The organism is Methanoculleus nereidis (assembly GCF_032944295.1).
In the GTDB taxonomy this organism is placed as follows: Archaea; Halobacteriota; Methanomicrobia; order Methanomicrobiales; family Methanoculleaceae; genus Methanoculleus; species Methanoculleus nereidis.
The window spans coordinates 335392-360032 of sequence record NZ_JABFFQ010000001.1; the positions used below are offsets into that span (position 1 = coordinate 335392).

Below are 24641 nucleotides of genomic sequence, written 5' to 3' on the forward strand. Positions count from 1 at the left end.
GACGGGAAGACTATTGTTCCGTGCAGCCGCCCCCGGGTAACGATATTCCTGCCAGAACCGGTGATTTTAGAAATATTTCTCACTCCTGCATCCCGGAGCCGGCCGAACGCGGCTGAAGATCAGGGCTTCGTCTGCATCTTCCCAAGAAGGCCCACCACATTCCGCCCCTTCTCCCGCCCCTCCGCGAGCGCGGTGGGGTGCCCCGCAATCCCGCCGTAGCGATCCATGTCGTTTGCGATCACGTTGTCCCAGTACTCAAAACCGGTGGTGTTGAAGAAGGCAGTGAGCGCCGGAAACGCCGCGTCGAAGACGTTCTCCCACCCGAGCCCCGCGGTCGAGACGAAGATACCCTTATGGCGGCGGATATGATCGTTCGTGTAATAGAGATCCTTTTTGATGAACTTGCGCGCCCAGAGATACTGCGCCCGGTCGATCAGCCCTTTCGCCTCCGCCGTGATCCCCATCGAGTAGATGGGGGACGCGAGAACAAGGACGTCGGCGGCGGCGATCTTCTCAAACACCTCTGTGAGGTCGTCTTTAATGACGCAGACCCCTGTTTTGTGGCATGCATTGCACCCCCGGCACGAGGCGTACTCGAGCGGCCGGAGGACGATCTTCTCAACCTCCGCCCCCGCCTCGCGGGCACCCTCGAGCACGGCGTCGAGCAGCGTCTCGGTGTTCCCGTGCCGCCGGGGGCTGCCGGAGATGCCAAGGACGTTTACGGTCATGCCGCCCCGACCTCCCGCAGGTGCGCAACAACCTCCCGTGCCAGGCTCTCCGCGTCGTCCTTCGCCGTGGGGTGACGGGCGATCGCGCCCTTCTCGTCGACCCCGTTCACCATCAGGTACCGGAGATCTTTGTTTCCGATGTCGACGACGTGGAAGAAGCACTTCACCGACGGGATTGCCGCGTCGAAGACGTAGTCCCAGTTCTGTCCGGCGGTCGAAAGGAAGATGCCCATCCGTTTTCCTTTGCGCTCGGGCGGGACGACCGGGAGGCGGAGGACGTACTTCCGGGAGCGGAATACCTGGGCCCGGTCGACCAGCGCCTTCGCCTGCGCGGCGAGCCCCATGCAGTAGATGGGAGACGCGAGGATGATGCAGTCTGCCGCGACGATCCGGTCGTGGACGTAGTCCATGTAGTCCCGCTGTACGCACCGGTTGAGCGCCTCGCAGAGGTTGCAGCCGCGGCAGGGCCTGATGTCGGCCTCGGCGACGACGATCTTTTCAACCGCAGCCCCTTCCTCCTCCATCGCCGCGAGCACCCAGTCGAGCAGGGTCTCGGAGTTGCCGTGGCGGCGGGGGGAAGTCGCAAACGCGAGGACGTCTATGGTCATATATGATGTGTTGTCCCGGCGAAGGCAAAAAACGTGCCGGGACTTCCACGTCACTGCACCTTCTCCTGCGACAGCCCGATCGCGAGCGTGTAGCAGAGGACGATCATCACGAACATGAACGGGAACGCCGCCGTGATCGCCATCATCTGGAGGGATGCGAGGCCCCCGGTGACGAGGAGGGTGATCGCGACGGCGGGGAGGGAGAGTCCCCAGATCACCTTCTTGTAGGTCGGAACGCTCAGGCTCCCCCCTGAGGTGAGTGAGCCGAGGACTACCGTTGCGGAGTCTGCCGACGTGATGAAAAAGACGATCAGGACGAAGATCGCGATGGCCGAGAGGAGGCCTGCGAACGGGTAGTGTTCGAGGAACGCAAAGAGGGCGAGCGAGACGTCTTCCCCCGCGACGGCGGCGAGATGCGCTCCCTCTTCGAGTTCGAGGTGCAGCGCCGATCCCCCGAAGACCGTGAACCAGACGAAGGTGAAGAGGGTCGGGACGGTGAGAACGGTCAGGACGAACTCCCGGATCGTCCGGCCCCGGGAGATCCGTGCAATGAAGAGCCCTACGAACGGCGACCACGAGATCCACCATGCCCAGTAAAAGACCGTCCAGTCCCTGCTCCACTCGAACCCCGCAAACGGGTAGGACTGGAGGCTCAGGTCGATGATGTTGTTGATGTAGCCGCCGAGGGTGGAGGTGAAGACGTTGAGGACGTAAGGCGGCGATCCGAGGGCGAGGACAGCGAAGAGAAGCACCGTCGCGAGGACGATGTTGAACTTCGAGAGAACCTGGACGCCTTTCTCCACCCCGATGATCGCGGACGCCATGAAGAGCGCCGTCGCGATGAGGATGATCCCGATGGTAACGGAGATCGCGGACGAGAGCCCGTAGAGGTGGGTGAGCCCGCTGTGGATCTGGAGGGCGCCGAACCCGAGCGACGTCGCGGTCCCGAAGACCGTCGCAAAGACCGCGAGCACGTCCACCGTCTTTCCGGCGGCGCCGTAGATCCGCTCGCCGAGAACCGGGTAGAAGCAGGAGCTGATCAGGGCGGGCATCCCGCGCCGGAACGAGAAATACGCAATAGAAAGGCTGACGATGGTGTAGATCGCCCACGGGTGAATCCCCCAGTGGAAGAACGCGTAGCGCATGGCGAACGCGGCGGCGTCGGGGGATGCGGCGTCGATGAAGGGGGGCGGCTGGAGGAAGTGGACGAGCGGTTCGGAGACTCCCCAGAAGAGGAGCCCGATTCCCATCCCGGCGGCAAAGAGCATCGCGACCCAGCCGAAGAACCCGTACTGCGGCCGTTCTGCGTCGTAGCCGAGTTTGATCGTCCCATAGCGCGAGAGCGCGAGTGAGAGCGCGAAGACGAGGAAAAAGAAGACCGATATGAGGTAGAGCCAGCTGAAGTTGTCGAGGATCGCGGCGTGGACCGCGGATGAAGCCGAATCGAGGAGGTCGGGCCTCGCGACCCCGAACCCGATGAAGAAGAGGATGATCCCGGCGGAGAGGAGGAAGACCCCCTCCCTCCTGAGGTACTCACGAAGCATTGCGGCTCCCCGGCTGCGGCACGAGGAATATCGAAGCCCTCGACCCGGTCACGATCCGCTCCGCCGTGTACCCCATCGGGGCGGAGAGAAACGCCGCGCTCTTCCTCCCGAGGACGACGACGTCGGCCTCAATCTGGTCGGAGACATACAGCACCTGCCCGGCGGGGTCCCCGATCCTCTGTTCGATGGTGACGCGCCCGAAGTACGGGCGGAGTTCTTCCGCCACCGTGCCGAGCTCTCTCTCGACGGCCTCCCGCCGGACCCGCTCCGCCAGCGGATCGGCCATCCTCCCCCTGACGTGGAGGAGATGGCACCAAGCACCCTGGAACTCCATCACGTAGGGGAGCGGGCGGGCCGAAGTCTCGTCGAGGTCGGTCGCGTAGAGGACGGTCAGGTCCTCGCGTCCGTCACCGTCGTCCGGCAGGCGTGGCCTGACCTTATGCACGAATACGGGAACGTCGGCAAGCCGGAGGAGATCCCGCGAGACGCTCCCGAGGAGCATCGTCTCGATGTGCCACCGCCGCTTCGCCTTCATGTAGATGCCGTCGACGCCCTCGAGGAGCGCCGTCTCCGCGATTGCCGAGGCGATGTGGCCTTCCCCGGTCTTTACCTCCACGGTGAGCTCCGCTTCTTCAAGCGCCTCCGATAGAAGCGTGAGCCACGAGAGGTCGGCTCCCCGGAAGAACGAACCGGGTTCGTTCACGTGGTAGAGACAGACCGAGCTCGCCCCGAGGCTTTTGAGGATCTTTCCGGCCTTTCTCACCTCTTCAGGCCTCTCTCCGTAGGCGACTGGAATCAGCATCTTTTCAAACATCGCCAGGACACCTCAAGAACGCCAGGCCGCCGCCCGGCAAATCCTGAATACCGGTAATGTCGGGGTTCCGGCACCATTAATGCACCGAAGTCGATCCCGGGCCAGTCCGTCGGCGTCGGCTCCCGGTGGTTTAGGTTCTTTTGCGTCTCACCGCATTGGAGGGGCAACAGCTATCGTTTGGCCGTCGGGGGAAAAAGAGGGAGTTTCAGAGTTTCTTGAAGCAGAGATACCAGTCTTTGCACTCGTAGCCTTCCTTCATCCGCTTCTCGATCTCTTCGGGGGTCTTTGGCGCCGGGACGATGACCTTCTCCCCCGGCTCCCAGTTCGCCGGCGTCGCGATGCCGTGCGCGTCCGAGGTCTGGAGGGCCTTCGTCAGCCTGAGGATCTCGGGCATGGAGCGGCCGTTGGACATCGGGTAGTAGAGCATGGCACGCATGATGCCCTTATCATCGATGAAGAAGACCGTCCTGATGGTCGAGGTGCTGCTCTGCCCGGGGTGGAGCATCCCGTACCGTTTGGCGACCTTCATGTCGAGGTCAGCGATGATGGGAAACGGGATCTCGACGCCCATCTTCTCCTTGATGTTTCGAACCCAGGCAAGGTGCGAGTGGACGCTGTCGATCGAGAGGCCCACGAGCTGGACGTCCAGCTCCTTGAGTTCGTCGGCGATCGCGGCGAACGCCATGAACTCCGTGGTGCAGACCGGCGTGAAGTCGGCCGGGTGGGAGAAGAGGATGACCCACTTTCCTTTCAGGTCCGAGAGTTTCAGGCGCCCGTGGGTTGTCAGCGCGTCGAAATCAGGCGCTTTTTCGCCGATAACCGGCATCTGGAGCGGTTCTTCAGGTTCCATGATTCACCTCTTCGGGCGGTTGCCCAGGTACTCCTCGAGGGCGGTCTTGCCGTGGACGTAGGCCGGCATCCCCGCGAGCAGGAACGCGACCCTGAGTCCTTCCTCGATCTCTTCCTTCGATACACCGATGCTCCCGGCACCGGCCATCTGCGCCCGGACGGCGTGCCCGTCCCGGAGCGCGGCGGCGATCGCGATCGCGATGACCTTCTTCGTCTGCTTCGAGAGGGCGCCGTCGGCCCAGATCATCTGGTCGAGCCCCATGACGCTGGCGTAGAGGTCGGGGTCAGTCTCCTTGAGTTCCTTGAAGATCACGGGAATTTTTCCGATCTTCTCTTCGAGTCTCTTCTCTTCCATCTCGATCACTCCTCGAGCACCATCGGTTCGCCGCAGCAGACCAGTTCGCCGCCGCCGGCTTCCAGCACCTGGACCACGTTTCCGCAGATCTCGCAGTGGTAGACCTGCCCTTTTGCCGATACGTTCACCATTCTTCTCACCTCAGTGGTTCTCCGGTTTCTTTCTCTCGGGAGGATTCAGGACGTCTTCGGGCGTCTTGATGTCCGGCCTGATGTGCGTCATCGGGAGGCAGTTGTACATCTCGCAGGCACAGGTCGGGCATTTGACGAGATCCTCGTCGCTGCTGTCGATCCGGACCTCCCGTCCACAGTCGATGCAGATGAACCGGCCCGGGCCCGGCTTCTCACCAGCTTTCGCTGTCTTATTAGTCTCTGGTTCGGCCACAGAAATTCACCAGGTCGGTAATTGCCTCACAAGATATTTAGCAGTTCCTCTTCCGTCCAGGGGTACCCACATCCTTTTAATAGGGTCGTGCGCAACCCTGCTCCATGCCAAAGAAGGTTGTCGCGCTGCTCGGAAGCCCCATTCTCGACGGGAACACCGCCCGTCTCCTCGACGAGGCCGTCAGGGGTGCAGAAGAGGCCGGATGCGAGGTCGAGAAGCTTGAGGTCGCGCACATGGACGTTCTGCCCTGCATGGAGTTCTTCCAGTGCATGGGGAGCGAGACCTGCCTTATCCAGGACGAAATGGAGGGGGTCTTTCGGAAGTTCCGCGAGATGGACGGCCTGATCATCGCCACTCCCGTGATGACGATGGGCATTCCCGGGAGACTCAAATCGTTCATGGACAGGTTCCAGGTCTTCTACATGGCAAAATACCACCGGGGGAAATCGTTCATCTCTCCGGAACGGCGGAAAAAGCGGAAGATGCTCTTCATATCGATCGCCGGGATGAATATCCCGAACGTCTTTCTCGGCGTGAAGATGACCGCCCGGGCGTTTGGGGAGATCATCGATTGCCCCTACTGGGACGAGGTGCTCCAGAACGACATGGACACGGTCCGGGACATCCGGACGCGGCCGGAGGTGATGGAGGCGGCCTACCGGAAGGGCTACGAACTCGGGAACCTGTTAGGGTGAGTCGTCGGGCTCGATATGGACCACGACCTCGGCGAGCCCCGGCACCGTCTCTTTGAGCCGCCGCTCCACCTCGTCGGAGATCTCGTGAGCCCGGGAGACCGGGAGGACGGGGTCGACGGTGATGTGGATGTCGGCAAGGATCTCGTCGGGTTTTCCCCGGCACCGGAAGTCGTGGTACCCGGTCACCCCCGGGACGTCCATCACCACTGCCCGGATGAGTTCCATGTCGCAGGGGAGGTTCATCGTGTCGGTGAGAACCCGGGCGGCGTCGTAGAGAACCCCGATCCCCATCCTCGCGATGAGGAGGCCGATGGCAAAGGCGATGATCGGGTCGGCCTCCGGGAACCCGAGCCTGACGGCGAGGAAGCCGCCGAGGACAGCCAGAGAGACGAAGACGTCGCTTCTCGTGTGCTGGGAGTCGGCGACGAGGATCTGGCTCCGGTATTCTTCTCCCTTCCGGCGTTCGTAGGTGGAGACGGCGAGGTTGACGGCGACCGTCCCGACCATGACCCCGGCGGTGACTGCGGTGATATCGGGGACAACCGGCTCGACGAGCCGCTGATAACCTTCGAAGACGATCCAGGCGGCGGTCAGGAGGAGCATCGCCCCGATGACCAGGGTGCCGAGCGTCTCGATCTTGCCGTGGCCGTAGGGGTGTTCGGGGTCGGGAGGCTTCGCGGCGAAGTAAAGGGCGACTATGCCGACGACGTTTGAGAAGGAGTCGAACCCTGAGTGGAGAGCGTCTGCTACCATGCTCACTGATCCGGCGAGGAGGCCGAAGACGGCTTTAGCGAGTGCGACGGAGAGGTTTAAGGCGAGGACGATGAGGAAGATCCGCCGCACCCTTCGTCCCGTCGCACTCGAAGGCCTCTGGTCTTCTCGAGCTCCGGGCCTGTCCATGCAACAGGTGGTGGTTCTCCGGCGGCATAGGGTTTCCGGGGGAGGAAGGTGAAAGATTTAATAAGAGCGTCCCGAAATGATTCATCCATGCCGACTGATGAGAACGCTCAGAATGCGTACGCCGGGGAATCCCAGGCGAACAGAAAGTACTCCGTCTTTGCAGAGAAGGCAGCCGCCGAGGGATATCCTGCCGTGGCGAAGCTCTTCCGGGCGGCAAGTGAAGCGGAGGCCGTCCACGCAAAACGTCTCCTCTTCATCATGAACGCCGTCGGAAGCACCGAGGAGAACCTCAAAGGTGCAATGGAGGGGGAGAACTACGAGTTCATGGAGATGTATCCAGCGTTCGTCGCTGAGGCAAAGGAGGAGCGCAAAAACGAGGCTTCGATCGTCTTTACTCACGCGATGAAGGCGGAAGAGGTGCACGCGAACCTCTACCTCCAGGCGCTTGAGGCCGTCCGGGAAGGAAAAGACCTCGACGCGGAGAAGGTTTTCCTCTGCCCGGTCTGCGGCAACGTCGAACTCGGGGAGTCGCCTGAGAAGTGTCCGATCTGCGGGGTTCCGGCGCGGATGTTCCGCGAGATTCAATAACCTATCTTCTTTTTGGCCCGGTGCCGCCCGTACCCGCGAACCACCTCGCCCCGGGATGTTGTTCCTCCTTCTCCCCCACAAGTTAAATAGGGGCCCTGAGATATCCCATTCTATGGCAGGCGTGAAGGTCTACACGACGGAGAACTGCCCCTACTGCCGGATGGTCCAGGCGTTCCTCAGGAAGCAGGGTGTCGAATACGAGATCGTAGACGTCGGGAAAGACCGTGAGGCGGCCCGGGAGATGATCCAGATCTCGGGGCAGCGGGGGGTGCCGGTCACGGTCTCTGGCAACGAGATGGTCGTCGGGTTCGATGCAAAAAGGCTCCGGGAGATCTTCGGGACGCCGGCAGCGGGAGGGGTCTACGATGTGGTCATCGTGGGCGCCGGCCCGGCCGGGCTGACGGCCGGGGTCTATTGTGCCAGGAAACTGATGAAGACCGCTATAATTACCGAAAATGTCGGCGGTCAGGCAGCCTGGAGCTGGACGATCGAGAACTACATGGGGTTTACGATGATCAGGGGGGAGGACCTTATCCATAAGTTCGAAGAGCAGGTCCGGGGGTTCCACGTTCACCTCGAGCTCGATAGCGTCGAGGGTATCGACAGAGAGGACGACGCCTTCGTTGTCCGGACCGCCTCGGAGCACACGTTCCGTTGCCGGGCGATCATCCTTGCTCCCGGGAAAGAGCCCCGGACCCTGGGGCTTCCGGGCGAGGACCGGCTGATTGGGAGGGGCATCTCCATCTGCGCGACCTGCGACGCCCCGCTCTTCCGTGACAGGCCGGTAGCCGTCGTCGGCGGCGGGAACGCGGCGATCCAGACCGCGATCGAGATGACGAGGATCGCGAGTTCCGTGGCGATGATCATCCGAAGCGATCTCCGGTGCGACGAGGTCTACATCGCCCGGGCAAAGGACCTCGGCGTGCAGATCTACCTCCGCCACGAGGTGGCGGCCCTCCATGGCGAAGATTCCCTGACCGGGATCACGATCCGCGACCGGAACACCGGGAAGGAGACGGCCCTTGATGTCTCCGGGCTCTTCCTCGCGATCGGGCTCGTGCCGAATACGAAGTTCCTCGGAGACCTGGTGGTGCTGAACGAGCGGGGCGAGATTGATATTGACGAGAATTGCCATACGAGCGTTCCCGGAATCTTTGCGGCCGGGGACGCGACCTGTGTTCGGGCCAAGCAGATCATCGTCGCCGCCGGCGAGGGGGCGAAGGCGGCGATTGAGGCGCACGATTACCTCCTGGGCGAGGAGGCGAAAGAGCGGGTTGTCGCCGCGTGAGACCGGCCTATACCCGGATCCCTTCGGCCGGCGCCCGGAGGACGGACGGGTTGCCGAACTCCTCGTCGGTGTAGCAGAGCGGTTCGACCGGGAGATCGGTTCGGTGATGGTGCGCCAGGATCTCGCGGGCGAGGTCCCGGACTGCCCGTTCACCGGGAGAGCGAACGCGTTGAGTCCGCGTACCTGCTGCATTCCCCGGCACTCTCCCGGACCACTTCCGGAGTGGCGCCGCACCCTCAGAAAAACTCCATTTTTCAGAATATTCTGAATATTCGGAACATTGATATGCTCCAGCCGACAACCCCTGATCCATATGGAAGGTACCCCGAGAGACGGGCGGAATCTCTCCTGTTCCGGAGCCTGCACGATCGAGGCGGTCGTGAGCGTCGACGCACGGGGGCAGGTGGTGCTGCCGAAAGATATCCGCGAACGAGCGGGGATCGCTCCCGGCGACCGGCTTGCGGTCGTCTTCTGGGGGAAGGAAGGAGACGTCTGCTGCATCACGCTGATCAAGGCGAGCTGCTTCAACGGCATGGTGACGGCGCTGCTCTCTCCCATGACGGAGGAGATTGCAGGCAGAGGAGAACAGGACTGACCAGGAGTTGCTGCGATGAAGGAAGAAGATATTCACAAGCAGGTACGGACTGCATACGGGCAGGTGGCCGCTCGGCAGGGCGGATGCGGCTGCGGCACCGGGTGCTGCGGCACCGGGAGGACCGTCGAATCGGTGAGCCTCGGCATCGGCTACTCGGAAGAAGACCTCGAACAGGCGCCGGAGGGCGCGAACCTGGGGCTTGGGTGCGGCAACCCTGTGGCTCTTTCCTCCCTCCGGGAAGGCGAGGTCGTCCTCGACCTGGGGTCGGGAGCGGGGTTCGATTCGTTCCTTGCGGCGGAGCGGGTCGGACCGACGGGCCGCGTCATCGGCATCGACATGACGGCCGAGATGCTTGACAGGGCGCGGGAGAACGCAAAGAAGAGCGAACGGGCGAACGTGGAGTTCCGCCTCGGCGAGATCGAGCACCTGCCGGTGGCGGACAGTTCGGTCGACGTGGTCATATCGAACTGCGTCATTAACCTCTCCACCGATAAATCACAGGTGTTTCGCGAGGCGTTCCGGGTCCTCCGCCCCGGCGGCAGGCTCATGGTCTCCGACGTCGTGCTGACGGCGCCCCTCCCGGTCCCGCTCGCTGAGTCGGCGCTCCTCTACAGCAGCTGTGTCGCGGGAGCACTGGCGAAGGACGAGTACCTCGGCAGCATCGCCGGTGCGGGTTTTATGAATGTCACAGTCCAGGGGGAGACGGTCTTCCCGCTCGATCTTATCGTGAGCGAGCCGGAGCTTGCCGGGCTCCTCAGCAAGGACGAGAGAGCGTCGATCGAAAAGAGCATCGTGAGCATCAAGGTCGGTGCCAGGAAACCGGCGGGCTGCGGTTGCGACGGGATGTGTTAGGCGCTTCCCTATTTTTGCGATCCGGGGAGTTGCGCGGCCCCCCTTTTCTCCAGGCCTCCGGGAGCCTGCTTCCCGATCCCGAGGTCGTCGAGGTCCATGACATAGAACCCCCCGGCCCTGAGCACTTCCTTGCCCTCGACGGTGCGGGCGGCGATGCCGGTTGCCGCCGGCCGGCCGAGACCCTTTACGAGCGGCAACTTCTCCTCAAGGGCAGCAAGGATGCCGCGTGCCTCGGCGAGGGTGAGGTCGCGGTTCTTGATCTCGACGGCGAGGCTTCCCTCCGGGCCGAGGGCGAGGAGGTCGATCTCGTCTCCCCGGCGGTTCCACCAGGGGCCAATCTCTTCGTACCTCTCCGCGAGGTCCCGGGCGAGGAGGCTTCGCAGCATCTCTTCGAAGGCCCGGCCCGAGAACCCCTTCCATTCCCGGAGGATCCGGTCTTTCAGGAGGTCGAAGCGGCCGCTCTCGTACAGGCTCATGTTCCTATAGATGTAGCGGGCGTAAAACCGGAAGAAGTTGTCTGCAAAGACATATCTTCCCATCTTCGAGCGTTTCCCTCTTTCGGTGACCGGGACACGGTACTCGATGACCCCGAGGAGGTCGACAAGGTCACGCAGGTACGGGGGGAGCGAGGTCGGGGGAAGGCGGACAACGTCGGCGATCTCCTTCTGCGATCTCTTCCCCCCGGCGATGGCAGCGAGGATCTCGTAGTAGGTCGCGTGCTCCCGCCTGAACTCTTCGACCACGACATCGCTCATCTCCCGGCGAAGGGGAGCGAGGTCGTCGAGGACAAGCCGATCGAGAGCGCTTTCAAGGTCGGTACACCCGTACTTCTCAAGGAACGTGTAGTAGTAGATCGTCCCCCCGAAGAGGAGGTAGAGGTCGAGCCGCTCTGCCGGGTCCCTGACACCCAGGTCTTCGAGGATGGCGAGGCATTCCCGGGTACCGAACGGGCGAAGCGTCAGGATATTGTCGGCACGCCGGAAGAGGGGGGCGTTTCCTTCAAGGAAGATCTCCCGGATCATCCCGACCGACGAGCCGGAGACGATGACGAAGAGGTGCGAGTCCCGTCCCGCCAGATCCCAGAACCGCTGCATCTGGGAGATGAACGAGGGGTGGACTTTGAGGAAACGCTGGAACTCGTCGAAGACGACGATCAGGGGCTGATCGTAGGAAAAGAGGAATTCAAGGAACGTCTCCGGGGTGTCGGTCCTGATGTAGCCGGGAAGGTTGAGCGTCTCTGCCGTCAGCCTTCCGAACTCCTCCATGAGAGCTTCGATGCTCTTGTTTGCGTCCACGTAGAAGTAGAGAGCTGGTTTTCCTTTGCAGAACTCCTTGATCAGCTCGGTCTTGCCGACCCTTCGTCTGCCGGTGACGACGAGAAAGGAGGGAGTCCGGGCGTAGAGGTGCTCCATCAGCTGGAGTTCCCGCTCCCTGCCGTAGAACCTCATAATGATTATAGATATAATTATTATAGATATAATCATTATGGTGCCGCCGGGAGAGACACCCTTATCTCCCGGGAGCGACGATCCCCTGCCATGGTACGGTCGGGAACGGTCGTGGATCAGCTCTTCGGGATGATAGGCCAATGATCGAGGAGCGGCTCCGAGCGGGGACGAGCGGGGCGCTCACACGAATCGCTGCCCTCATCGCCCGGACGGGGGCGACCCCGAACACCCTCACCCTGCTCGGCTTTCTCGGGATGGCGGCCGCGGGCATCTTCTGTGCCGCAGGTTTGTTCTTCTTCGCCGGGCTCGTCGTTGCCGCATCCTGCACCTTCGACGCCCTCGACGGGGCGCTCGCCCGCGTGACCGGGGCCGCCTCGACCTTCGGGGCGTTCTTCGACTCGTTCCTGGACCGTTACGCCGAGGCCGTGGTCTACGCCGGGCTGGTCATCTACTACGCGGGGGCGGGGGCGCCCTGGGCTGTCGAGGCCGCGTTTGCCGCGGCAGTCGGGTCGCTGATGGTCAGCTACGCCCGGGCCCGGGCCGAAGGGCTCGGGATCGAGTGCCGGGCCGGCATCTTCGCCCGGCCGGAGCGGCTCGCGGTCATCATCATCGGGCTGCTCACCGGGTTCGTCCTCCCGGCGCTCGTTATCCTCGCGGTCGCGACGAACGCCACCGCAATCCGGCGGCTCCTCTGTGTCCGGGGGGCCACGCGCCCCCTCTCGCGGCCTCCTCGGTCACCGTGAAATCACCTGTCCCACCGGCGATCCGGTAGCCTCCGACCATCTTCACATCGTAGGAGTTGCCGGTCGTGGAGTAGGTGAAGACGAACGTCCCGTTCTCGCTCGCCTGCCGGTCGACGAACTCCCGGCCGGTGTTGGTGACGACCGTGGCCTCGACGACGCCCTCACCCGGGATCACGGCGCCCTCAACATGTTCGAAGGTTTTCACGTTTGTGTCGGGGTCCGGCGCGGACTCGTAGACGAGCCGATAGTGCTTGAGCTCCGGGTCGGTTCCGGGCGGGAACATCGGTCCCAAAGACTGCGTAGTATAGTCCACGTCGAGATCGGGGGTATTGGCGTTTATCACTTGAGCGCGTCACGCCAGTCGTCGGCGAGCATGGTGCGAAGGACTCAGTTTTGCGCGTAGCCGATGTTTTCCAAGGCCGATGCCCCGACGAGAGCCACGGTGAGGGGGATGGCGAGCCCGACGGCGGCGACCTCGTCGGGCTCGGGCACCTCCGTGACTGGGCCGCCGCCGGGTTCGGCCCGCTTTTCCAGATTGCAAACACTGTCTGGGCGCTGCCCCTCTTCCTCGCCGGGGTGCAGGTGGTCTTCCCCGGGATCGTTACGAGCATGATGCTCCTGAAACGCGGCGAAGGGCCGGACTGACGCCCCGCGAACCGCCGGGGCAGGGCGCTCTGTTCTGTAATATCAATTTTAAACGCCCTGTTTGCTATTTCGGGCCCGTTGATTCGAGATCGATCCTATTATATATGGTTGGCGGTACAGTGTGACCCGGAGGAACTGCAAATGGCCATTTTATCAACCAATCAGCAGGAGATAGCAGACAGGATCGATGCAGGTACTGCCGCCGAAGTCTGGCGGGACTGGAAGTGGCAGGTCCGGCACGCGATCACTGAGATCTCCACGTTCGAGCGGCTGCTCGGCGTATCGTTCGGGAAGGACGAGCGGCGGGAGTTGGAAGAGACCGCGAGCAGGTTCCCCTTGAGGATAACGCCGTACTACCTCTCGCTCATCGATGCGAAGGATCTCTGGAACGACCCGATCTTCATGCAATGCTTCCCGTCGCCGGCGGAGCTGCAGGTCGAACCCGACGACATGGAAGATCCGCTCGCCGAGGACGCCGACCACCCTGCCCCCTGTATCACCCACCGCTACCCCGACCGGGTGCTCTTTTTAGTCAGCAACGTCTGCGCCATGTACTGCCGGCACTGCACCAGGAAGCGGAAGGTTGGGGACGTCGATTCCATCCCGTCGGAGGCCGAGGTCATCGAGAGCCTCGATTACATCCGGGAGAATCCCCAGATCCGGGACGTCCTCCTTTCCGGGGGCGACCCGTTCATGCTTCCCGACGACCGCCTTGACTGGATCCTGACTGAACTCGACGACATCGAGCACGTTGAGGTGGTCAGGATCGGCAGCCGGGTTCCGGTCGTCCTCCCCTACCGGGTCACGGAGGAGCTTTGCGCGATGCTCGCCCGGCACCACCCGCTCTGGGTGAACACTCATTTCAACCACCCGGCGGAGATCACCACGTCTTCACAGAAGGCGCTCGCGCGGCTTGCCGATGCCGGCATACCGCTCGGCAACCAGACCGTCCTCTTGGCGGGGGTGAACGACTGCCCCCGGATCATGAAGACCCTGGTACACAAACTCGTCAGAAACCGGGTCCGCCCCTATTATCTCTACCAGTGCGACCTCTCCGAGGGGCTCACCCACTTCCGCACCCCGGTCTCCAAGGGGATCGAGATCATCGAGAGCCTTATCGGGCATACCAGCGGGTTCGCGGTCCCGACCTACGTCATCGACGCTCCCGGCGGCGGCGGGAAGATCCCGGTGATGCCCCAGTACCTCATCTCCTGGGCCACGAACCGGGTGGTGCTGCGCAATTTCGAGGGGGTGATCACCACCTACCGCGAGCCCGACTCCTACGAACCGGTCTGGTGTGACCGCAAGTGCGCGACCTGCGGGCAGTACCTCAGGCTCGAGGGCGCGGACGAGTCCAAAGCCGTCGGGATCGTCAAACTCCTCTCCGAAGAGGATCCGACGACCGCGCTCGTCCCGGAGAACACCGAGCGGTTCGAGCGGAGAAATGAGTCCTGATACCATCACGACGATCGGCAGCACCCTCGTCCAGCACGGACGGTTGAGCGATCGGATCTACGTGATGCACCTCTCGCCCGCTGACCTCCCTGGAATCCTCGACGACCTGGATGGGCTCGCAGAGAGAGAGCGCTACACGAAGATATTCGCAAAAGTCCCGGTCTCTGCCCTCTCGCTCTTCGTCGCCCGGGGCTATGTTGTCGAGGCGCGGGTTCCCCGGTTCTTCCGGGGCAGGGAGGTGGGGTGTTTCGCGGCGAAGTTCTTCGATGCGGAACGCCGGCAGGAGTCAGCCGATGTCTCCGCGGTCCTCGCGGCCGTCCGCGAGAAGGCCGGCGATGCCCGCCCCGCCGGCCTCCCGCCGGGCTGGACGTGTGCGCCTGCGGCAGAAGACGACGCCGACGACCTTGCCGCGCTCTACGACGTGGTCTTTGCGACCTACCCGTTTCCCATCGCCGATCCCGGCTACCTGCGAGAGACGATGACCGGGGACTACTGCTACTTCCTCGTCCGCACCGCCGACGGCCGGCTTGCCGCGGCCTCCTCGGCGGAGATCTACCGGGAGGACGAGAACGTCGAGATGACTGATTTCGCCGTGCACCCGGACTTCCGGGGCCAGAACCTCTCGACCTTGCTCCTCTCCCGGATGGAGGAAGAGATGCGGGCGGCCGGGATGAAGACCGCCTTCACCATCGCCCGGGCGCTCTCCTATCCAATCAACGCCACGTTTGCACGGGCGGGTTACGCCTGTGGGGGGACCCTCGTGAACAACACCAACATCTGCGGCGGGTTCGAGAGCATGAACGTCTGGTACCGGACGCTGGATGAGTAGATTACCTTTCGGAGGGGGCAACGTCACTCTTTTGCTTCACGTGAAGCCATAAAGTCCGGGGATCTTCCCGGCAACCTCTTTCGCGTTCTTCGCTTGAACGTCCGGGCGTCGAAACTATTTGCAAGGGTTCACGCGGAGCCCCGCGCCTCCGGTGACTGCAGGAACCTCTCAACCTCCTGCCGGAAAAGAGCGAAATCTCCGATGTGCTCCTTCAGGATCGAGAAGGCAAGCGCGTCATCGATTGCACCATAGCGGTGGACGACGATATTTCGGAATCCCTTCATCGCCTTCAGGCTCTGCCGCATGCCGGAGCCGAATACTCCGTGCTGCACAAGGTTCTCGAGGATATCCTCATCGCTACCAGGGACACCGAGATGGAGATCCGTGTTTAAGATAGCGCAAACGTCAAAGACATTCTCGATAGCGTATTCGATACGCTTGTAGATACCGTCCTTTATGATACCGAGCTGCCCGAACGAATCGACCGAATCGGGAAAGTGCCCTCTGGCCATATCGACGCTCTCGGCCATCTCCTGGAGTTTGATGCGGATGACCGTGTCCCGGATCCTCTCCGTCACGCCATCGCCTCCTTCCCGATATAGTCGTACAGCCGGTGCTTGAAATCGTCGAACTCCCTGATTGTCCGGTAGGCGATGTCGTAGAGGAGTCGTTCGTCGGGGCAGTAGACGATCCGTCCGCGGAGGGCCTCCGTCCGGGCATAAAGTGGTAGGTGCGAGAAGATCTGGATGTCGTAGCGGTCGTCCGCAAGTTCGGAGAGCGCCGCAAATCGGAACCGGGCACCCTCCTTATGGTCTCCATCGTAGTAGACGGCGAGATCGATATCGGACCCCGCTCTCGCCCGCCCCTGCGCGACCGAGCCGTAGAGAATGATGAAGCGGACCTTATCGAACCCTTCGACGGTCTTGAGCCGTTCAAGTGCATGCCGAAGATCCTGCTCCGCTGTTCTCATCCCGAAACACCCTCATCCATAGATGGCATCTGTCTCCTAATAACGTTTGCATGAGGGTTCACGGCGAGGGGATTACTCAGGCTTCCTCCTTTTGTGGATGGAGGAGGAGATCCGGGCGGCCAGGATGAAGACCCCCGTCACCATCGCCCGGGCGCTCTCCTACCTGATCAACGGCGTGGTTGTCCGCGCCGGGACGCTCACGAACAACATCAACATCTGCGGCGGGTTCGGGAGCATGAACGTCTGATACCGGGCGCTCCTCGAGTAAAAAAGAGTTCTTCAGAGTTTACGCGGAACCCTTCCGCTCCATGTCCTTCTTCCGGTATCCTTCGAGCAGGATCGTCGTCAGGTTCTTGACGGGCACGTCCGTGCAATCCGCAATATGGAACTCGCAAAACGGGCAGACCGTCACCACCACGTCAGCGCCGGTCGCCTTCACGCACTCGTCGCGCTTCGCCCCGAGCGCCTTCGCCTCCTCCGGCACCCCCGACCGGACGCCGCCGCCGGCCCCGCAGCACTGCGTCGGCATCTCCACGAACTCCCGGACCCCCAGGCGCAGGAGTTCCCGCGGCTGCTTGCTGATCCCCTGGCCGCGGAGGAGGTGGCAGGGATCGTGGTAAGTCGCCCTGACGTCGAGTTTCGAGGGGAGCTCGATCCCGTACTCCGTGAGGATCTCCGTGACGTCTTTGACCGTAAACGGCGTCTCGTAATCGTTCTTCAGCGTCGCGCCGCACCCGGCGCAGATCGTCATCACGGTCCTGATCCCCCGGCTGGCGAAGGCGTCGATGTTTTTCCGCTTTAGGTCATCGATGAATGACGTCTGCCCCGTCCGGATCAGTGGCGAGCCGCAGCAGACCTGCTCGTGGGGGATAATTACCCGGATGCCGTTGCGCTTCATGACCTCCATCGCGTCGAGCGCCGTCTGCGGCACCCGGCCGTTGAACATGCACCCGACGAAGAACCCCACCTCGCCGCGGACGGGGCCGTCGGGCTCGATCACCTCCGGCACCTGCTCGAGGAAGGTCGGTTGCGTCCGCTCGACGCTTCGGCCCGTCTCCTGCACCAGCTGCGCCACCTCCTGGTGGCGGGGGAGGGTCAGCCCGCGGCGGTTCGCGATCTCACGGAGTTTCTCGATTGCCTTGCCCGGAGTATCGATCTTCTTCGGGCAGACCTCCACGCAGCGCTTGCAGGTCGTGCAGTAGAAGAGCCCTTTCGCGATCGCGTCGGTTATCCTGTCTCCCGAATCGCGGGGATCGAGGGCGAGGCGCATCTCCTGCCGGAGCACCGTCGGCCCCGCGAAATCCGTCACCTGGAGCGCCGGGCAGGCCGATACGCAGCAGAGGCACTCGATGCAGTCCCGGAGCGGCTTGATCGCCTCGATCTCCTCCCGTGCCGGGAGGGCAGCGTCCGGCGCCGGGCAGATCCGGGCTATCTTTGCTATCACCGGCTCCAGGTCGACCGTTAGATCCTTCAGGACCGGGAGGGCCAGCGGCTCGACTGTCATCCCGTCGCGGGCCTCCTCCATGCAGGCGAGGACGGGTTTCCCGTCCACCCGGACGGCGCAGCTCCCGCACTGCCCTGACCCGCAGCAGTAGCGGTAGGCGAGCGTCGGGTCGTGCTCGTCGCGGACGGCGTGGAGGGCGTGGAGTACCCGGGCGCCCTCATTTACCTGGATAGCGTACTTCTCGAGGTGCGGCTCCGTGTCTACGGCGGGATCGAAGCGCGAGACCTGGATCGTAATCGTCTTCATGCCGCCACCTCCCGCCGCTCGATCCCCTCCCGGGTGAGCGAGACGTAGGTGTGGGAAAACGGCGACGTCGCCGGATCGGTAGCCACCTCGGCGTCCAGCCGGATGTGCGCCCCCCGGTTCTCGGGCCGCAGCAGAGCGCATCGGACGATCAGGGATGCCGTGGTGCACATGTTCCGAACTGTGCAGCACTCGAGGAGGTTTGCGGTCGAGGCGGCGCAGAGCCGCTTGTCCGCCAGCCGGCGGATGTGCGTTAAGGCCGTCCGGAGGTCGGGGGCGCTCCGGAAGATCCCGGCCTGGTTCCACATCGTGAGTTTCAGATCCTTCCTGACGTCCGTGGGGTTTACCGCCCCCTCGAAGAAACCGTCGAGCATCCGGAATTTCTCTTCAATTGCAGCGTCGTCGATCCGGCCGCTCCGTGCGGGCGCCTTCCCGGCGAACTCCCCGGCCCGCTTCCCAAAGACCTGCGTATCGGCAAGCGCGTTTCCGCCGAGGCGGTTTGCGCCGTGCACCCCACCGGTCACTTCACCGCAGGCAAAGAGGCCCTTAAGAGTCGTCCGGCACTCGGGGGTGATCCGGAGTCCGCCCATGATGTGGTGGGCAGTGGGGGCTACCTCCATCGGCTCCCGCCGGATATCCACGCCGTAGGCGAGGAACTGCTCGAGCATCACCGGGAGTCGGGCCTCGATCGTTTCTGCCGGAAGGTGGGTCACGTCCAGGTAGACCCCGCCGCGGCTCGTCCCGCGCCCCTCCAGCACCTCGGTCGCGATCGCCCGCGCCACCACGTCCCGGGTCGAGAGTTCCATCCGGTCGGGGTCGTAGCGCTCCATGAACCGCTCCCGCCGCGCGTTTAAGAGAATACCCCCCTCGCCCCGGACCGCCTCCGTCACCAGGCGGCCACGGGCATCGTAGGGGTAGATCGCTCCGGTGGGATGGAACTGGATCATTTCCATGTCAATCAGCTCCGCCCCTGCCCGATAGGCCATGGCGAACCCGTCGCCGGTTCCGGCGGCGGAGTTCGTGGATATATCGTAAGCCTGGGTCCCTCCGCCGGTCGCAAGCACCGTCGCGTCTGCGCGGAAGAGCAAGACGTCCCCGTCCCGGTCGAGAGCAATCGCGCCGGCGACGGCGTCATTCTCGTCTTTTATCAGGTCAATGACCGAGACCTCCTGGTAGAGGTGCGTATCGGTCGCGTCGAGCCGGTCGAGGAGGGTCATGATCATCTCATGTCCCGTCCGGTCCCCGGCGTAGCAGGTCCGGGGGAACCGCTGCCCCCCGAACGGCCGCTGCGCGACCTGCCGGTCGTCCGTCACGTCGAAGACCGCGCCCCACCGGACGAGGTCGGTCATCCGTTCCGGCGCCTCGCGGACCAGCGCGTCCACGAGTGCCGGGTCGTTTAAGTATGCCCCGCCTTTCAGCGTGTCCTCGCGGTGGACGTCGACCGAGTCCCGGTCGCGCAGCACGGCGTTGTAACCGCCCTCCGCCATCGTCGTGCACCCGCCCTTGCCGGCGATGGTCTTGGAGACCATGACCACGCCGCCGTACCGGGAGGCCTCGACGGCAGCCCGTACCCCGGCGCCGCCACTTCCGATAACCAGCACGTGCGCGTCCACAATCTCGTCTACAAGCATCTTATTAGTCGGTGCGTTGTATAATACCATAAAGTAATTGCAGGGGACAAGTGAGCCAGAATGAGGCTTTTAATGAAATTTGGCGGCACCTCCGTCGGAGAGGCAGACTGTATCCGGCGGGTCGCAGACATTGTAGAATCCAACCGTGCAGCAGGCGACGAAGTCGCGGTGGTCGTATCGGCATGCTCGGGAATCACCGACCAGATCATCGCGGTGGCCGATGAGGTTATAATGAGCAAGGAGCAGCCTCCGATCGGCATGCTCCTTTCAGCGATGCGGACCCGGCACACCCGGCTCCTCGCGGAGACTGCTCCCGACTACATCGACGAAGTGACGGCGGTCATCGATGACCGGCTCACCCGGCTGCAGAACATCCTCACCGCGGTGCACACCTTGAAGGAACTGACTCCCCGATCCCGCGATTACATCATCTCGTTCGGGGAACGGCTCTCCGCCCCGATCGTGAGCGCTGCTCTGCGGCAGCGCGGCATCCCTTCGGTCGTCCTCGACGGTGCCGAGGCCGGGATCGTCACGACCGCGAACCACGGGGACGCCCGCGCCCTCCCGGTAAGCGGGGAGAGCATTCGTGCCCGGGTCGCCCCGCTGCTCGTCGATACCGTCCCGGTGATCATGGGCTTCATGGGAGCGACCGAGCAGGGCGTCATCACCACTCTCGGCCGGAGCGGTTCCGATTACTCGGCCGCCGTCGTCGGTGCCGGGATCGATGCCGACGAGATCTGGATCTGGACTGATGTCGACGGGGTGATGACCTCCGACCCCCGGATCATCAAAGACGCCCGGGTCCTCGCCGACATCTCCTACCTCGAGGTGATGGAACTCTCCTACTTCGGCGCAAAGGTTCTCCACCCGCGATCGATCGAGCCCGCGATGCAGAAGGATATCCCGATTCGGGTCAAGAACTCGTTCAAACCCGAAGTCCCCGGCACCCTCGTCCTCCGGGACAAGCACCAGGAGAAGCGGGTGGTCAAGGCTCTCGCCCTGATCGAGAAGGTGGCGCTGGTCAACATCAACGGCGCCCAGATGGTCGGCCGCCCCGGCGTGGCAAAGACGATCTTCTCCGCGCTTGCCGAGCGGGAGGTGAACGTCATGATGATCTCGCAGGGTTCGAGCGAGGCGAACATCTCCCTCATCATCGACGAGTCGCACCTGGATGCCGCGATCGCCGCCCTCAACCCGATCGTGAAACAGGGTGTCGTCCGCGAGGTCACCTACGACCGGGACGTCGCCGCGGTCGCGGTCGTAGGTGCGGGGATGGCTGGCACGCCGGGAACCGGCGGCCGGATCTTCTCGGCAATCGGCCGGGCCGGCATCAACATGATGATGATCTCGCAGGGCTCGAGCGAGGTGAACGTCTCCTTCGTCGTGACGGACGGGGACGGAAAGCGCGCATTGCAGGTGCTGCACGACGAATTCCGGCTATCGGAGAACTCAGATGACTGATAACGAACATACCTACCGCGAAGCCGGGGTCGATATCGACCTCGAGGCCCGGGCGGTCCGGGCGCTGATCGATTCCCTCACCTACCGGAGGAGCGGCGCGTTCCCGATGCTCGGGAAGGTCGGGCACTTTGCCGGGCTGATCGACTTCGGCCCGTATGTCCTCGCGCTTGCGGTCGACGGCGTCGGCACCAAGATGCTCGTCGCCGACGCGCTTTGTGACTGGAGCACCGTCGGGATCGACTGCATCGCGATGAACGTCAACGACCTCTACGTGATGAATCTCGAGCCCGTGGCGTTCGTCGATTACATCGCGACCGACGTGCTCCTGCCTGAGAAGATGGCCCAGATCGGCGAAGGACTGAACGAGGGGGCGCGGCTCGCGAACATGAACATCGTCGGCGGCGAGACCGCGACCCTCAAGGGGCTCGTGAACGGTCTCGACCTCGCGGGGACCTGCCTCGGCGTCCAGAAGAAGGAGAAGGTCGTCACCGGCGAGGGGGTCGTCCCCGGTGATCTGATCGTCGGGGTTCCTTCAAGCGGCATCCACAGCAACGGCTTAACCCTCGCCCGTAAGGTCGTCGAGGACTGTGCATCCTACGATACCCGTCTCTCGAACGGCAAGACCCTCGGCGAAGAGCTCCTGACGCCCACCCGGATCTATGCGGAAGTGCTCCGGGTGACGGAGGCCTGCACCATCCACGGGATGTGCCACGTCACCGGCGGCGGCCTCCTGAACTTCAAGAGGCTCTCGGAGTACGGGTTCTCCTTCACCGACCCCCTCGAAGTCCCCGATATATTCCGCTGGCTGCAGGAGACCGGCGGGATCAGTGATGAGGAGATGTACCGCACGTTCAACATGGGCATGGGCTACGCCTTCGTCGCCCCGGCCGAGAGCGTCGCTGCAATCCAGGCAACCGTCCCCGACGCCCGGGTGGTCGGCGAGGTGACGGAGGAGCCGGGAGTGCGGTTGAAGGGTTCGACGGTTCGTTAGCACGACGTTCCGGAGCGCGACTGCCGGGACGGTGCGACGGACAATGTCCGGGGTTTGAGAAGCCGTTAGGCTTCGAGCAGGAGCGTGAGCATCGTCAGGTGTGAGGAACGGAGTTCGAGCGTCGAAGGTGTGAGTTGGAAACGGGAGGAGCCCCCCTCCCACGGTCCACTGTACCAGAACGTTTCCTCGCCCGGCTGTACTATAAGGTCGTGACTCACGCCCCGCCGCCTTCCTCCTCGAAGTAGTGCAGCACCTCGGGAACCTGCTCACGGATCCGCTTCAGGAAGTGGTTCGCGAGATCGGGGTCGGCCACCCAGAGCGAGTGCTGCATCGCCCGCTCCGTCTCCTTGGAAAGCCCCCCCTTCCGGTCCATCTCCGCTCTTATGTCGTGGACGGCGTTCTCGACTTCCGCTTCACTCTCCCACTTCAGCACAGATATTGTTCTTGCCATTGCTCTTCACCTCACGGCGCTGCCGTATGGGGAGAGGTTCTATTTCAGGTTAACGCACCGGGGGGTCGAAAAAAGGGTCAGGATTCTCCCTGATCGAGGAGCATCTTTTCGGCTTTTTCGCTGACGAGCATGCTGTTTCCAGCGGGGTCCTCGAGGATGACCGTGAACGGGAAGGCCACCTCCCGTGCAGCGCCGATCGTCTCCTGCATCCGGAGTGCGGCCGCCCGTTCGTCTTCGCTTTCGGGGTTCGCGAGGATCGTCTCCACCGCCTGCTCGAAGCGGGAGAGGACCCCCTCGATATTGGTGACGAACCCCTCGCAGGCGGTGCCGGGCTCGACCGCGAGGCCGAGTTCCGGGATCTCGATCCTCCCCGTCGTGCTCCGCGCCACCCGGATGGCGAGGTCATCGGGCTCCTCCACCCGCACCGTCCACCGGACCGGGTCGCCCTCCCCGAGGATGATGGTGTCGGTGTGCCGGTAGCCGCAGGCGTCGCAGGCGATGGAGACGAGCAGGAGGTCGGGGAAGTGGGGGATGTCGAGACGGTGATGGACGATCTGGATCTCGCCCCCGCAGGCGGGACAGGTTCCCGGATAGGACTCCCGCACTAGAGGCCACCGCCGATCTTCTCGCGGGAGACCTTGACGGACATGGGCGTGATGACGACGTACTTCTGCTCACCGAGCCCGACGATGTCGCCGTTTACGTCCTTTGCCACGTCACGAAGGTCCTTTAGGACCCGCTCGAACGTCACCTTGTCCATCTTCAGCCGCCCGATATCGACGATGACAATATTGCCGTTGTAAACCTCGTCTTTGACGCGGGGGGTATCCTTGAGGTCGGCGATGGTGGCGATCTTGATGTACATGGATGCCGGTTCTTCGTCGCTCTTCCCCTCGTAGGAGGCGAGATCGAGTTCCATGTAGTCCTCTTCATTGCGTGCTGGGCTTTTACCGAGGATGCTGTCAAAGAGCTTTTTAACCATAGAAAAATTGAGGAATGAATTTTATTTAATTGTATCCATTATTTTCTCCGTCAGATCTCCAGATTCCAGAGATCGTCCCCGACATAGTGGATGCTTTTAACGGACTTGCCCTTCTCCTGGCGCTCCATATCGGCTGCATCGAAGAGCGCAATCCCCACGACAAGCGGTTTGCCGTGCCGCTCCTCGACGACCTGCACCGGGTGCCCCGCACGGATGTCCGGCGAGATCGACACGATCCCGGGGCGCATGGCATCCGCGCCGTTTACGACAAACCTGACCGCGCCGGAATCGACCACCACCCGCCGCTCGGGGATCGGGTGCTCGATAAGGCCCCGCAGGCTGGGAAAGGCCCAATCATCGGTAGCTATCAGGAAGGGTTTTTTGTCGACGAGGTAGATCCCGATAGGGCTGTCCGTCTCCACCCGCTCGATCCGGTCGGACCGGAAGAGATCGGCTGACGCTCCGATCTCGTCGGCAAGCAGGTGCAGGAGATCGGCTATCTGTGACTTTCGAATGACATGGCGTTTTTTAACGGTAATTTTTGGCATGGAATCGAGACCTCGGGAAAACGTTAACCCTCGCGCAACAACGCGGTTATATTTAAGTAGCTTCCTCACTCAAATATATTACTCCAGAAAGGACGGCACAGGGTAATCATATGACGCCAAGACCGTTGGATATTTTAGATCAGGTACTGAATCGTCAGCCCGTAATCATCAGCCTCAAAGGTGGGAGAGAGATCCGGGGGGTCCTCCAGGGATACGACGTTCACATGAATTTGGTATTGGACAAAGCAGAAGAAGAAGTGGACGGCGCGGCGCAGAAACTCGGCACGTTGATCGTCCGCGGTGACAATGTGATCTACATTACTCCTTCAGTTGAATAACATTAGGTGAGAGAATGTCAAAAGGCACACCATCGATGGGCAAGCGGCAGAAGCGCACCCACATCGCCTGCAGGCGTTGCGGCAAGATATCATTCCACGCACAGCACAAAGTCTGTGCGGCCTGTGGATTCGGCAAAAGCCGGAGGATCCGCAGTTACCGCTGGACGGAGAAGAAGGCAAAGGTACCGACGCATTAGAGTTG

The 24641-nt window shown here is 62.8% G+C and carries 34 protein-coding genes; 14 read left to right on the forward strand and 20 right to left on the reverse strand.

The annotated features are described in order from the left end of the window. Positions 1 to 119: 119 nt before the first annotated feature. The 8 genes from HL657_RS01880 to HL657_RS01915 all read right to left on the reverse strand — a co-directional run bounded on the left by HL657_RS01880 (position 120) and on the right by HL657_RS01915 (position 5282). Positions 120 to 728, reverse strand: coding sequence for a flavodoxin family protein (locus HL657_RS01880; RefSeq protein WP_317295144.1), 609 nt, complete (start codon positions 726 to 728; stop codon positions 120 to 122). Beyond that, positions 725 to 1336 carry a flavodoxin family protein gene (locus HL657_RS01885; protein WP_317295145.1) on the reverse strand — a complete coding sequence of 204 codons (612 nt, stop codon included), beginning with the start codon at positions 1334 to 1336 and terminating at the stop codon, positions 725 to 727. The genes HL657_RS01880 and HL657_RS01885 overlap by 4 nt, the downstream gene beginning before the upstream one ends. A gap of 50 nt (positions 1337 to 1386) precedes the next feature. After that, complete coding sequence (locus tag HL657_RS01890) at positions 1387 to 2880, reverse strand: BCCT family transporter (protein ID WP_317295146.1); 1494 nt, start codon at positions 2878 to 2880, stop codon at positions 1387 to 1389. Beyond that, positions 2870 to 3694: a universal stress protein gene (locus HL657_RS01895; RefSeq protein WP_317295147.1), complete on the reverse strand. Its 825-nt coding sequence runs from the start codon at positions 3692 to 3694 to the stop codon at positions 2870 to 2872. The genes HL657_RS01890 and HL657_RS01895 overlap by 11 nt, the downstream gene beginning before the upstream one ends. A gap of 205 nt (positions 3695 to 3899) precedes the next feature. Continuing rightward, positions 3900 to 4544: a peroxiredoxin gene (locus HL657_RS01900; protein WP_317295148.1), complete on the reverse strand. Its 645-nt coding sequence runs from the start codon at positions 4542 to 4544 to the stop codon at positions 3900 to 3902. 3 nt (positions 4545 to 4547) lie between these two features. Continuing rightward, positions 4548 to 4898: a carboxymuconolactone decarboxylase family protein gene (locus tag HL657_RS01905; RefSeq protein WP_317295149.1), complete on the reverse strand. Its 351-nt coding sequence runs from the start codon at positions 4896 to 4898 to the stop codon at positions 4548 to 4550. Between the two features lie 5 nt (positions 4899 to 4903). Then, complete coding sequence (locus tag HL657_RS01910; protein ID WP_048183354.1) at positions 4904 to 5029, reverse strand: desulfoferrodoxin FeS4 iron-binding domain-containing protein; 126 nt, start codon at positions 5027 to 5029, stop codon at positions 4904 to 4906. 10 nt (positions 5030 to 5039) lie between these two features. Further along, on the reverse strand, positions 5040 to 5282 hold the full coding sequence (locus tag HL657_RS01915) for a zinc ribbon-containing protein (protein ID WP_317295150.1): 243 nt from the start codon (positions 5280 to 5282) through the stop codon (positions 5040 to 5042). Between the two features lie 104 nt (positions 5283 to 5386). Between HL657_RS01915 and HL657_RS01920 the strand changes: the two genes are divergently transcribed. Continuing rightward, positions 5387 to 5977, forward strand: a complete 591-nt coding sequence (locus HL657_RS01920; protein ID WP_317295151.1) for a flavodoxin family protein — start codon at positions 5387 to 5389, stop codon at positions 5975 to 5977. Here HL657_RS01920 and HL657_RS01925 read toward each other — a convergent pair. After that, a complete protein-coding gene (locus tag HL657_RS01925; protein ID WP_317295152.1) occupies positions 5969 to 6877 on the reverse strand; it encodes a cation diffusion facilitator family transporter in 909 nt (302 codons plus the stop codon). The genes HL657_RS01920 and HL657_RS01925 overlap by 9 nt on opposite strands. Positions 6878 to 6964: 87 nt before the next feature. Between HL657_RS01925 and HL657_RS01930 the strand changes: the two genes are divergently transcribed. Next, positions 6965 to 7465 (forward strand): rubrerythrin family protein, encoded by a 501-nt coding sequence (locus tag HL657_RS01930; protein ID WP_317295153.1) that lies wholly within the window; start codon positions 6965 to 6967, stop codon positions 7463 to 7465. 112 nt (positions 7466 to 7577) lie between these two features. Continuing rightward, positions 7578 to 8753 (forward strand): FAD-dependent oxidoreductase, encoded by a 1176-nt coding sequence (locus tag HL657_RS01935; protein WP_317295154.1) that lies wholly within the window; start codon positions 7578 to 7580, stop codon positions 8751 to 8753. Positions 8754 to 8760: 7 nt separating this feature from the next. Here the strand turns inward: HL657_RS01935 and HL657_RS01940 are convergent, their stop codons facing one another. Continuing rightward, entirely contained in the window at positions 8761 to 8955 is a 195-nt protein-coding gene (locus tag HL657_RS01940; RefSeq protein WP_317295155.1) for a hypothetical protein, read from the reverse strand. Positions 8956 to 9066: 111 nt separating this feature from the next. Here HL657_RS01940 and hgcC point away from each other — a divergent pair, with 111 nt between their 5' ends. Both hgcC and arsM read left to right on the forward strand, forming a co-directional pair. After that, a complete protein-coding gene (gene hgcC, locus HL657_RS01945; RefSeq protein WP_317295156.1) occupies positions 9067 to 9348 on the forward strand; it encodes an HgcAB-associated protein HgcC in 282 nt (93 codons plus the stop codon). A gap of 15 nt (positions 9349 to 9363) precedes the next feature. Continuing rightward, entirely contained in the window at positions 9364 to 10200 is an 837-nt protein-coding gene (gene arsM / locus HL657_RS01950) for an arsenite methyltransferase (RefSeq protein ID WP_317295157.1), read from the forward strand. Between the two features lie 8 nt (positions 10201 to 10208). Here the strand turns inward: arsM and HL657_RS01955 are convergent, their stop codons facing one another. Next, positions 10209 to 11648, reverse strand: a complete 1440-nt coding sequence (locus HL657_RS01955) for an ATP-binding protein (protein WP_317295158.1) — start codon at positions 11646 to 11648, stop codon at positions 10209 to 10211. 140 nt (positions 11649 to 11788) lie between these two features. On the opposite strand from HL657_RS01955, the gene HL657_RS01960 reads away from it, so the two are divergent. Then, positions 11789 to 12391 carry a CDP-alcohol phosphatidyltransferase family protein gene (locus tag HL657_RS01960; RefSeq protein WP_317295159.1) on the forward strand — a complete coding sequence of 201 codons (603 nt, stop codon included), beginning with the start codon at positions 11789 to 11791 and terminating at the stop codon, positions 12389 to 12391. On the opposite strand, the gene HL657_RS01965 is transcribed toward HL657_RS01960, so the two are convergent. Continuing rightward, entirely contained in the window at positions 12294 to 12704 is a 411-nt protein-coding gene (locus HL657_RS01965) for a hypothetical protein (protein WP_317295160.1), read from the reverse strand. The genes HL657_RS01960 and HL657_RS01965 overlap by 98 nt on opposite strands. A gap of 80 nt (positions 12705 to 12784) precedes the next feature. Here HL657_RS01965 and HL657_RS01970 point away from each other — a divergent pair, with 80 nt between their 5' ends. From HL657_RS01970 to ablB, 3 genes are all read left to right on the forward strand, one after another. Next, positions 12785 to 13036, forward strand: a complete 252-nt coding sequence (locus tag HL657_RS01970; RefSeq protein WP_317295161.1) for a hypothetical protein — start codon at positions 12785 to 12787, stop codon at positions 13034 to 13036. 141 nt (positions 13037 to 13177) lie between these two features. Beyond that, positions 13178 to 14491, forward strand: a complete 1314-nt coding sequence (gene kamA, locus HL657_RS01975) for a lysine 2,3-aminomutase (RefSeq protein WP_317295162.1) — start codon at positions 13178 to 13180, stop codon at positions 14489 to 14491. Beyond that, positions 14481 to 15320 carry a putative beta-lysine N-acetyltransferase gene (gene ablB, locus HL657_RS01980; protein ID WP_317295163.1) on the forward strand — a complete coding sequence of 280 codons (840 nt, stop codon included), beginning with the start codon at positions 14481 to 14483 and terminating at the stop codon, positions 15318 to 15320. Before kamA ends, ablB begins: the two co-directional genes overlap by 11 nt. Positions 15321 to 15448: 128 nt before the next feature. Here the strand turns inward: ablB and hepT are convergent, their stop codons facing one another. After that, positions 15449 to 15898, reverse strand: coding sequence for a type VII toxin-antitoxin system HepT family RNase toxin (hepT, locus tag HL657_RS01985; RefSeq protein ID WP_317295164.1), 450 nt, complete (start codon positions 15896 to 15898; stop codon positions 15449 to 15451). Further along, positions 15895 to 16290 carry a nucleotidyltransferase domain-containing protein gene (locus HL657_RS01990; RefSeq protein WP_317295165.1) on the reverse strand — a complete coding sequence of 132 codons (396 nt, stop codon included), beginning with the start codon at positions 16288 to 16290 and terminating at the stop codon, positions 15895 to 15897. Before HL657_RS01990 ends, hepT begins: the two co-directional genes overlap by 4 nt. A 97-nt stretch (positions 16291 to 16387) precedes the next feature. On the opposite strand from HL657_RS01990, the gene HL657_RS01995 reads away from it, so the two are divergent. After that, positions 16388 to 16537, forward strand: coding sequence for a hypothetical protein (locus HL657_RS01995; RefSeq protein ID WP_317295166.1), 150 nt, complete (start codon positions 16388 to 16390; stop codon positions 16535 to 16537). A gap of 39 nt (positions 16538 to 16576) precedes the next feature. Here HL657_RS01995 and tfrB read toward each other — a convergent pair whose 3' ends face one another. Then, positions 16577 to 18040 carry a fumarate reductase (CoM/CoB) subunit TfrB gene (gene tfrB / locus HL657_RS02000; protein ID WP_317295167.1) on the reverse strand — a complete coding sequence of 488 codons (1464 nt, stop codon included), beginning with the start codon at positions 18038 to 18040 and terminating at the stop codon, positions 16577 to 16579. Beyond that, positions 18037 to 19668 carry a fumarate reductase (CoM/CoB) subunit TfrA gene (gene tfrA, locus HL657_RS02005; protein ID WP_317295168.1) on the reverse strand — a complete coding sequence of 544 codons (1632 nt, stop codon included), beginning with the start codon at positions 19666 to 19668 and terminating at the stop codon, positions 18037 to 18039. The genes tfrB and tfrA overlap by 4 nt, the downstream gene beginning before the upstream one ends. A 72-nt stretch (positions 19669 to 19740) precedes the next feature. Here tfrA and HL657_RS02010 point away from each other — a divergent pair, with 72 nt between their 5' ends. Both HL657_RS02010 and purM read left to right on the forward strand, forming a co-directional pair. Continuing rightward, positions 19741 to 21129 carry an aspartate kinase gene (locus tag HL657_RS02010; protein ID WP_317295169.1) on the forward strand — a complete coding sequence of 463 codons (1389 nt, stop codon included), beginning with the start codon at positions 19741 to 19743 and terminating at the stop codon, positions 21127 to 21129. Continuing rightward, a complete protein-coding gene (gene purM / locus HL657_RS02015; RefSeq protein ID WP_317295170.1) occupies positions 21122 to 22120 on the forward strand; it encodes a phosphoribosylformylglycinamidine cyclo-ligase in 999 nt (332 codons plus the stop codon). The genes HL657_RS02010 and purM overlap by 8 nt, the downstream gene beginning before the upstream one ends. Before the next feature lie 214 nt (positions 22121 to 22334). Here the strand turns inward: purM and HL657_RS02020 are convergent, their stop codons facing one another. From HL657_RS02020 to HL657_RS02035, 4 genes are all read right to left on the reverse strand, one after another. Further along, the gene (locus HL657_RS02020; RefSeq protein ID WP_317295171.1) at positions 22335 to 22571 is read right to left on the reverse strand and encodes a hypothetical protein; all 237 of its coding nucleotides are present in this window, start codon (positions 22569 to 22571) and stop codon (positions 22335 to 22337) included. Between the two features lie 77 nt (positions 22572 to 22648). Next, positions 22649 to 23176, reverse strand: coding sequence for a ZPR1 zinc finger domain-containing protein (locus HL657_RS02025; protein WP_317295172.1), 528 nt, complete (start codon positions 23174 to 23176; stop codon positions 22649 to 22651). Further along, positions 23176 to 23553 carry a cell division protein SepF gene (locus HL657_RS02030; RefSeq protein WP_317295173.1) on the reverse strand — a complete coding sequence of 126 codons (378 nt, stop codon included), beginning with the start codon at positions 23551 to 23553 and terminating at the stop codon, positions 23176 to 23178. The genes HL657_RS02025 and HL657_RS02030 overlap by 1 nt, the downstream gene beginning before the upstream one ends. A gap of 50 nt (positions 23554 to 23603) precedes the next feature. Further along, on the reverse strand, positions 23604 to 24101 hold the full coding sequence (locus tag HL657_RS02035) for an RNA-binding protein (protein ID WP_317295174.1): 498 nt from the start codon (positions 24099 to 24101) through the stop codon (positions 23604 to 23606). A 110-nt stretch (positions 24102 to 24211) separates the two neighbouring features. Between HL657_RS02035 and HL657_RS02040 the strand changes: the two genes are divergently transcribed. Continuing rightward, on the forward strand, positions 24212 to 24439 hold the full coding sequence (locus HL657_RS02040; RefSeq protein WP_317295175.1) for an LSM domain-containing protein: 228 nt from the start codon (positions 24212 to 24214) through the stop codon (positions 24437 to 24439). 14 nt (positions 24440 to 24453) lie between these two features. Then, on the forward strand, positions 24454 to 24636 hold the full coding sequence (locus tag HL657_RS02045) for a 50S ribosomal protein L37e (protein WP_011843084.1): 183 nt from the start codon (positions 24454 to 24456) through the stop codon (positions 24634 to 24636). Positions 24637 to 24641: the final 5 nt, after the last annotated feature.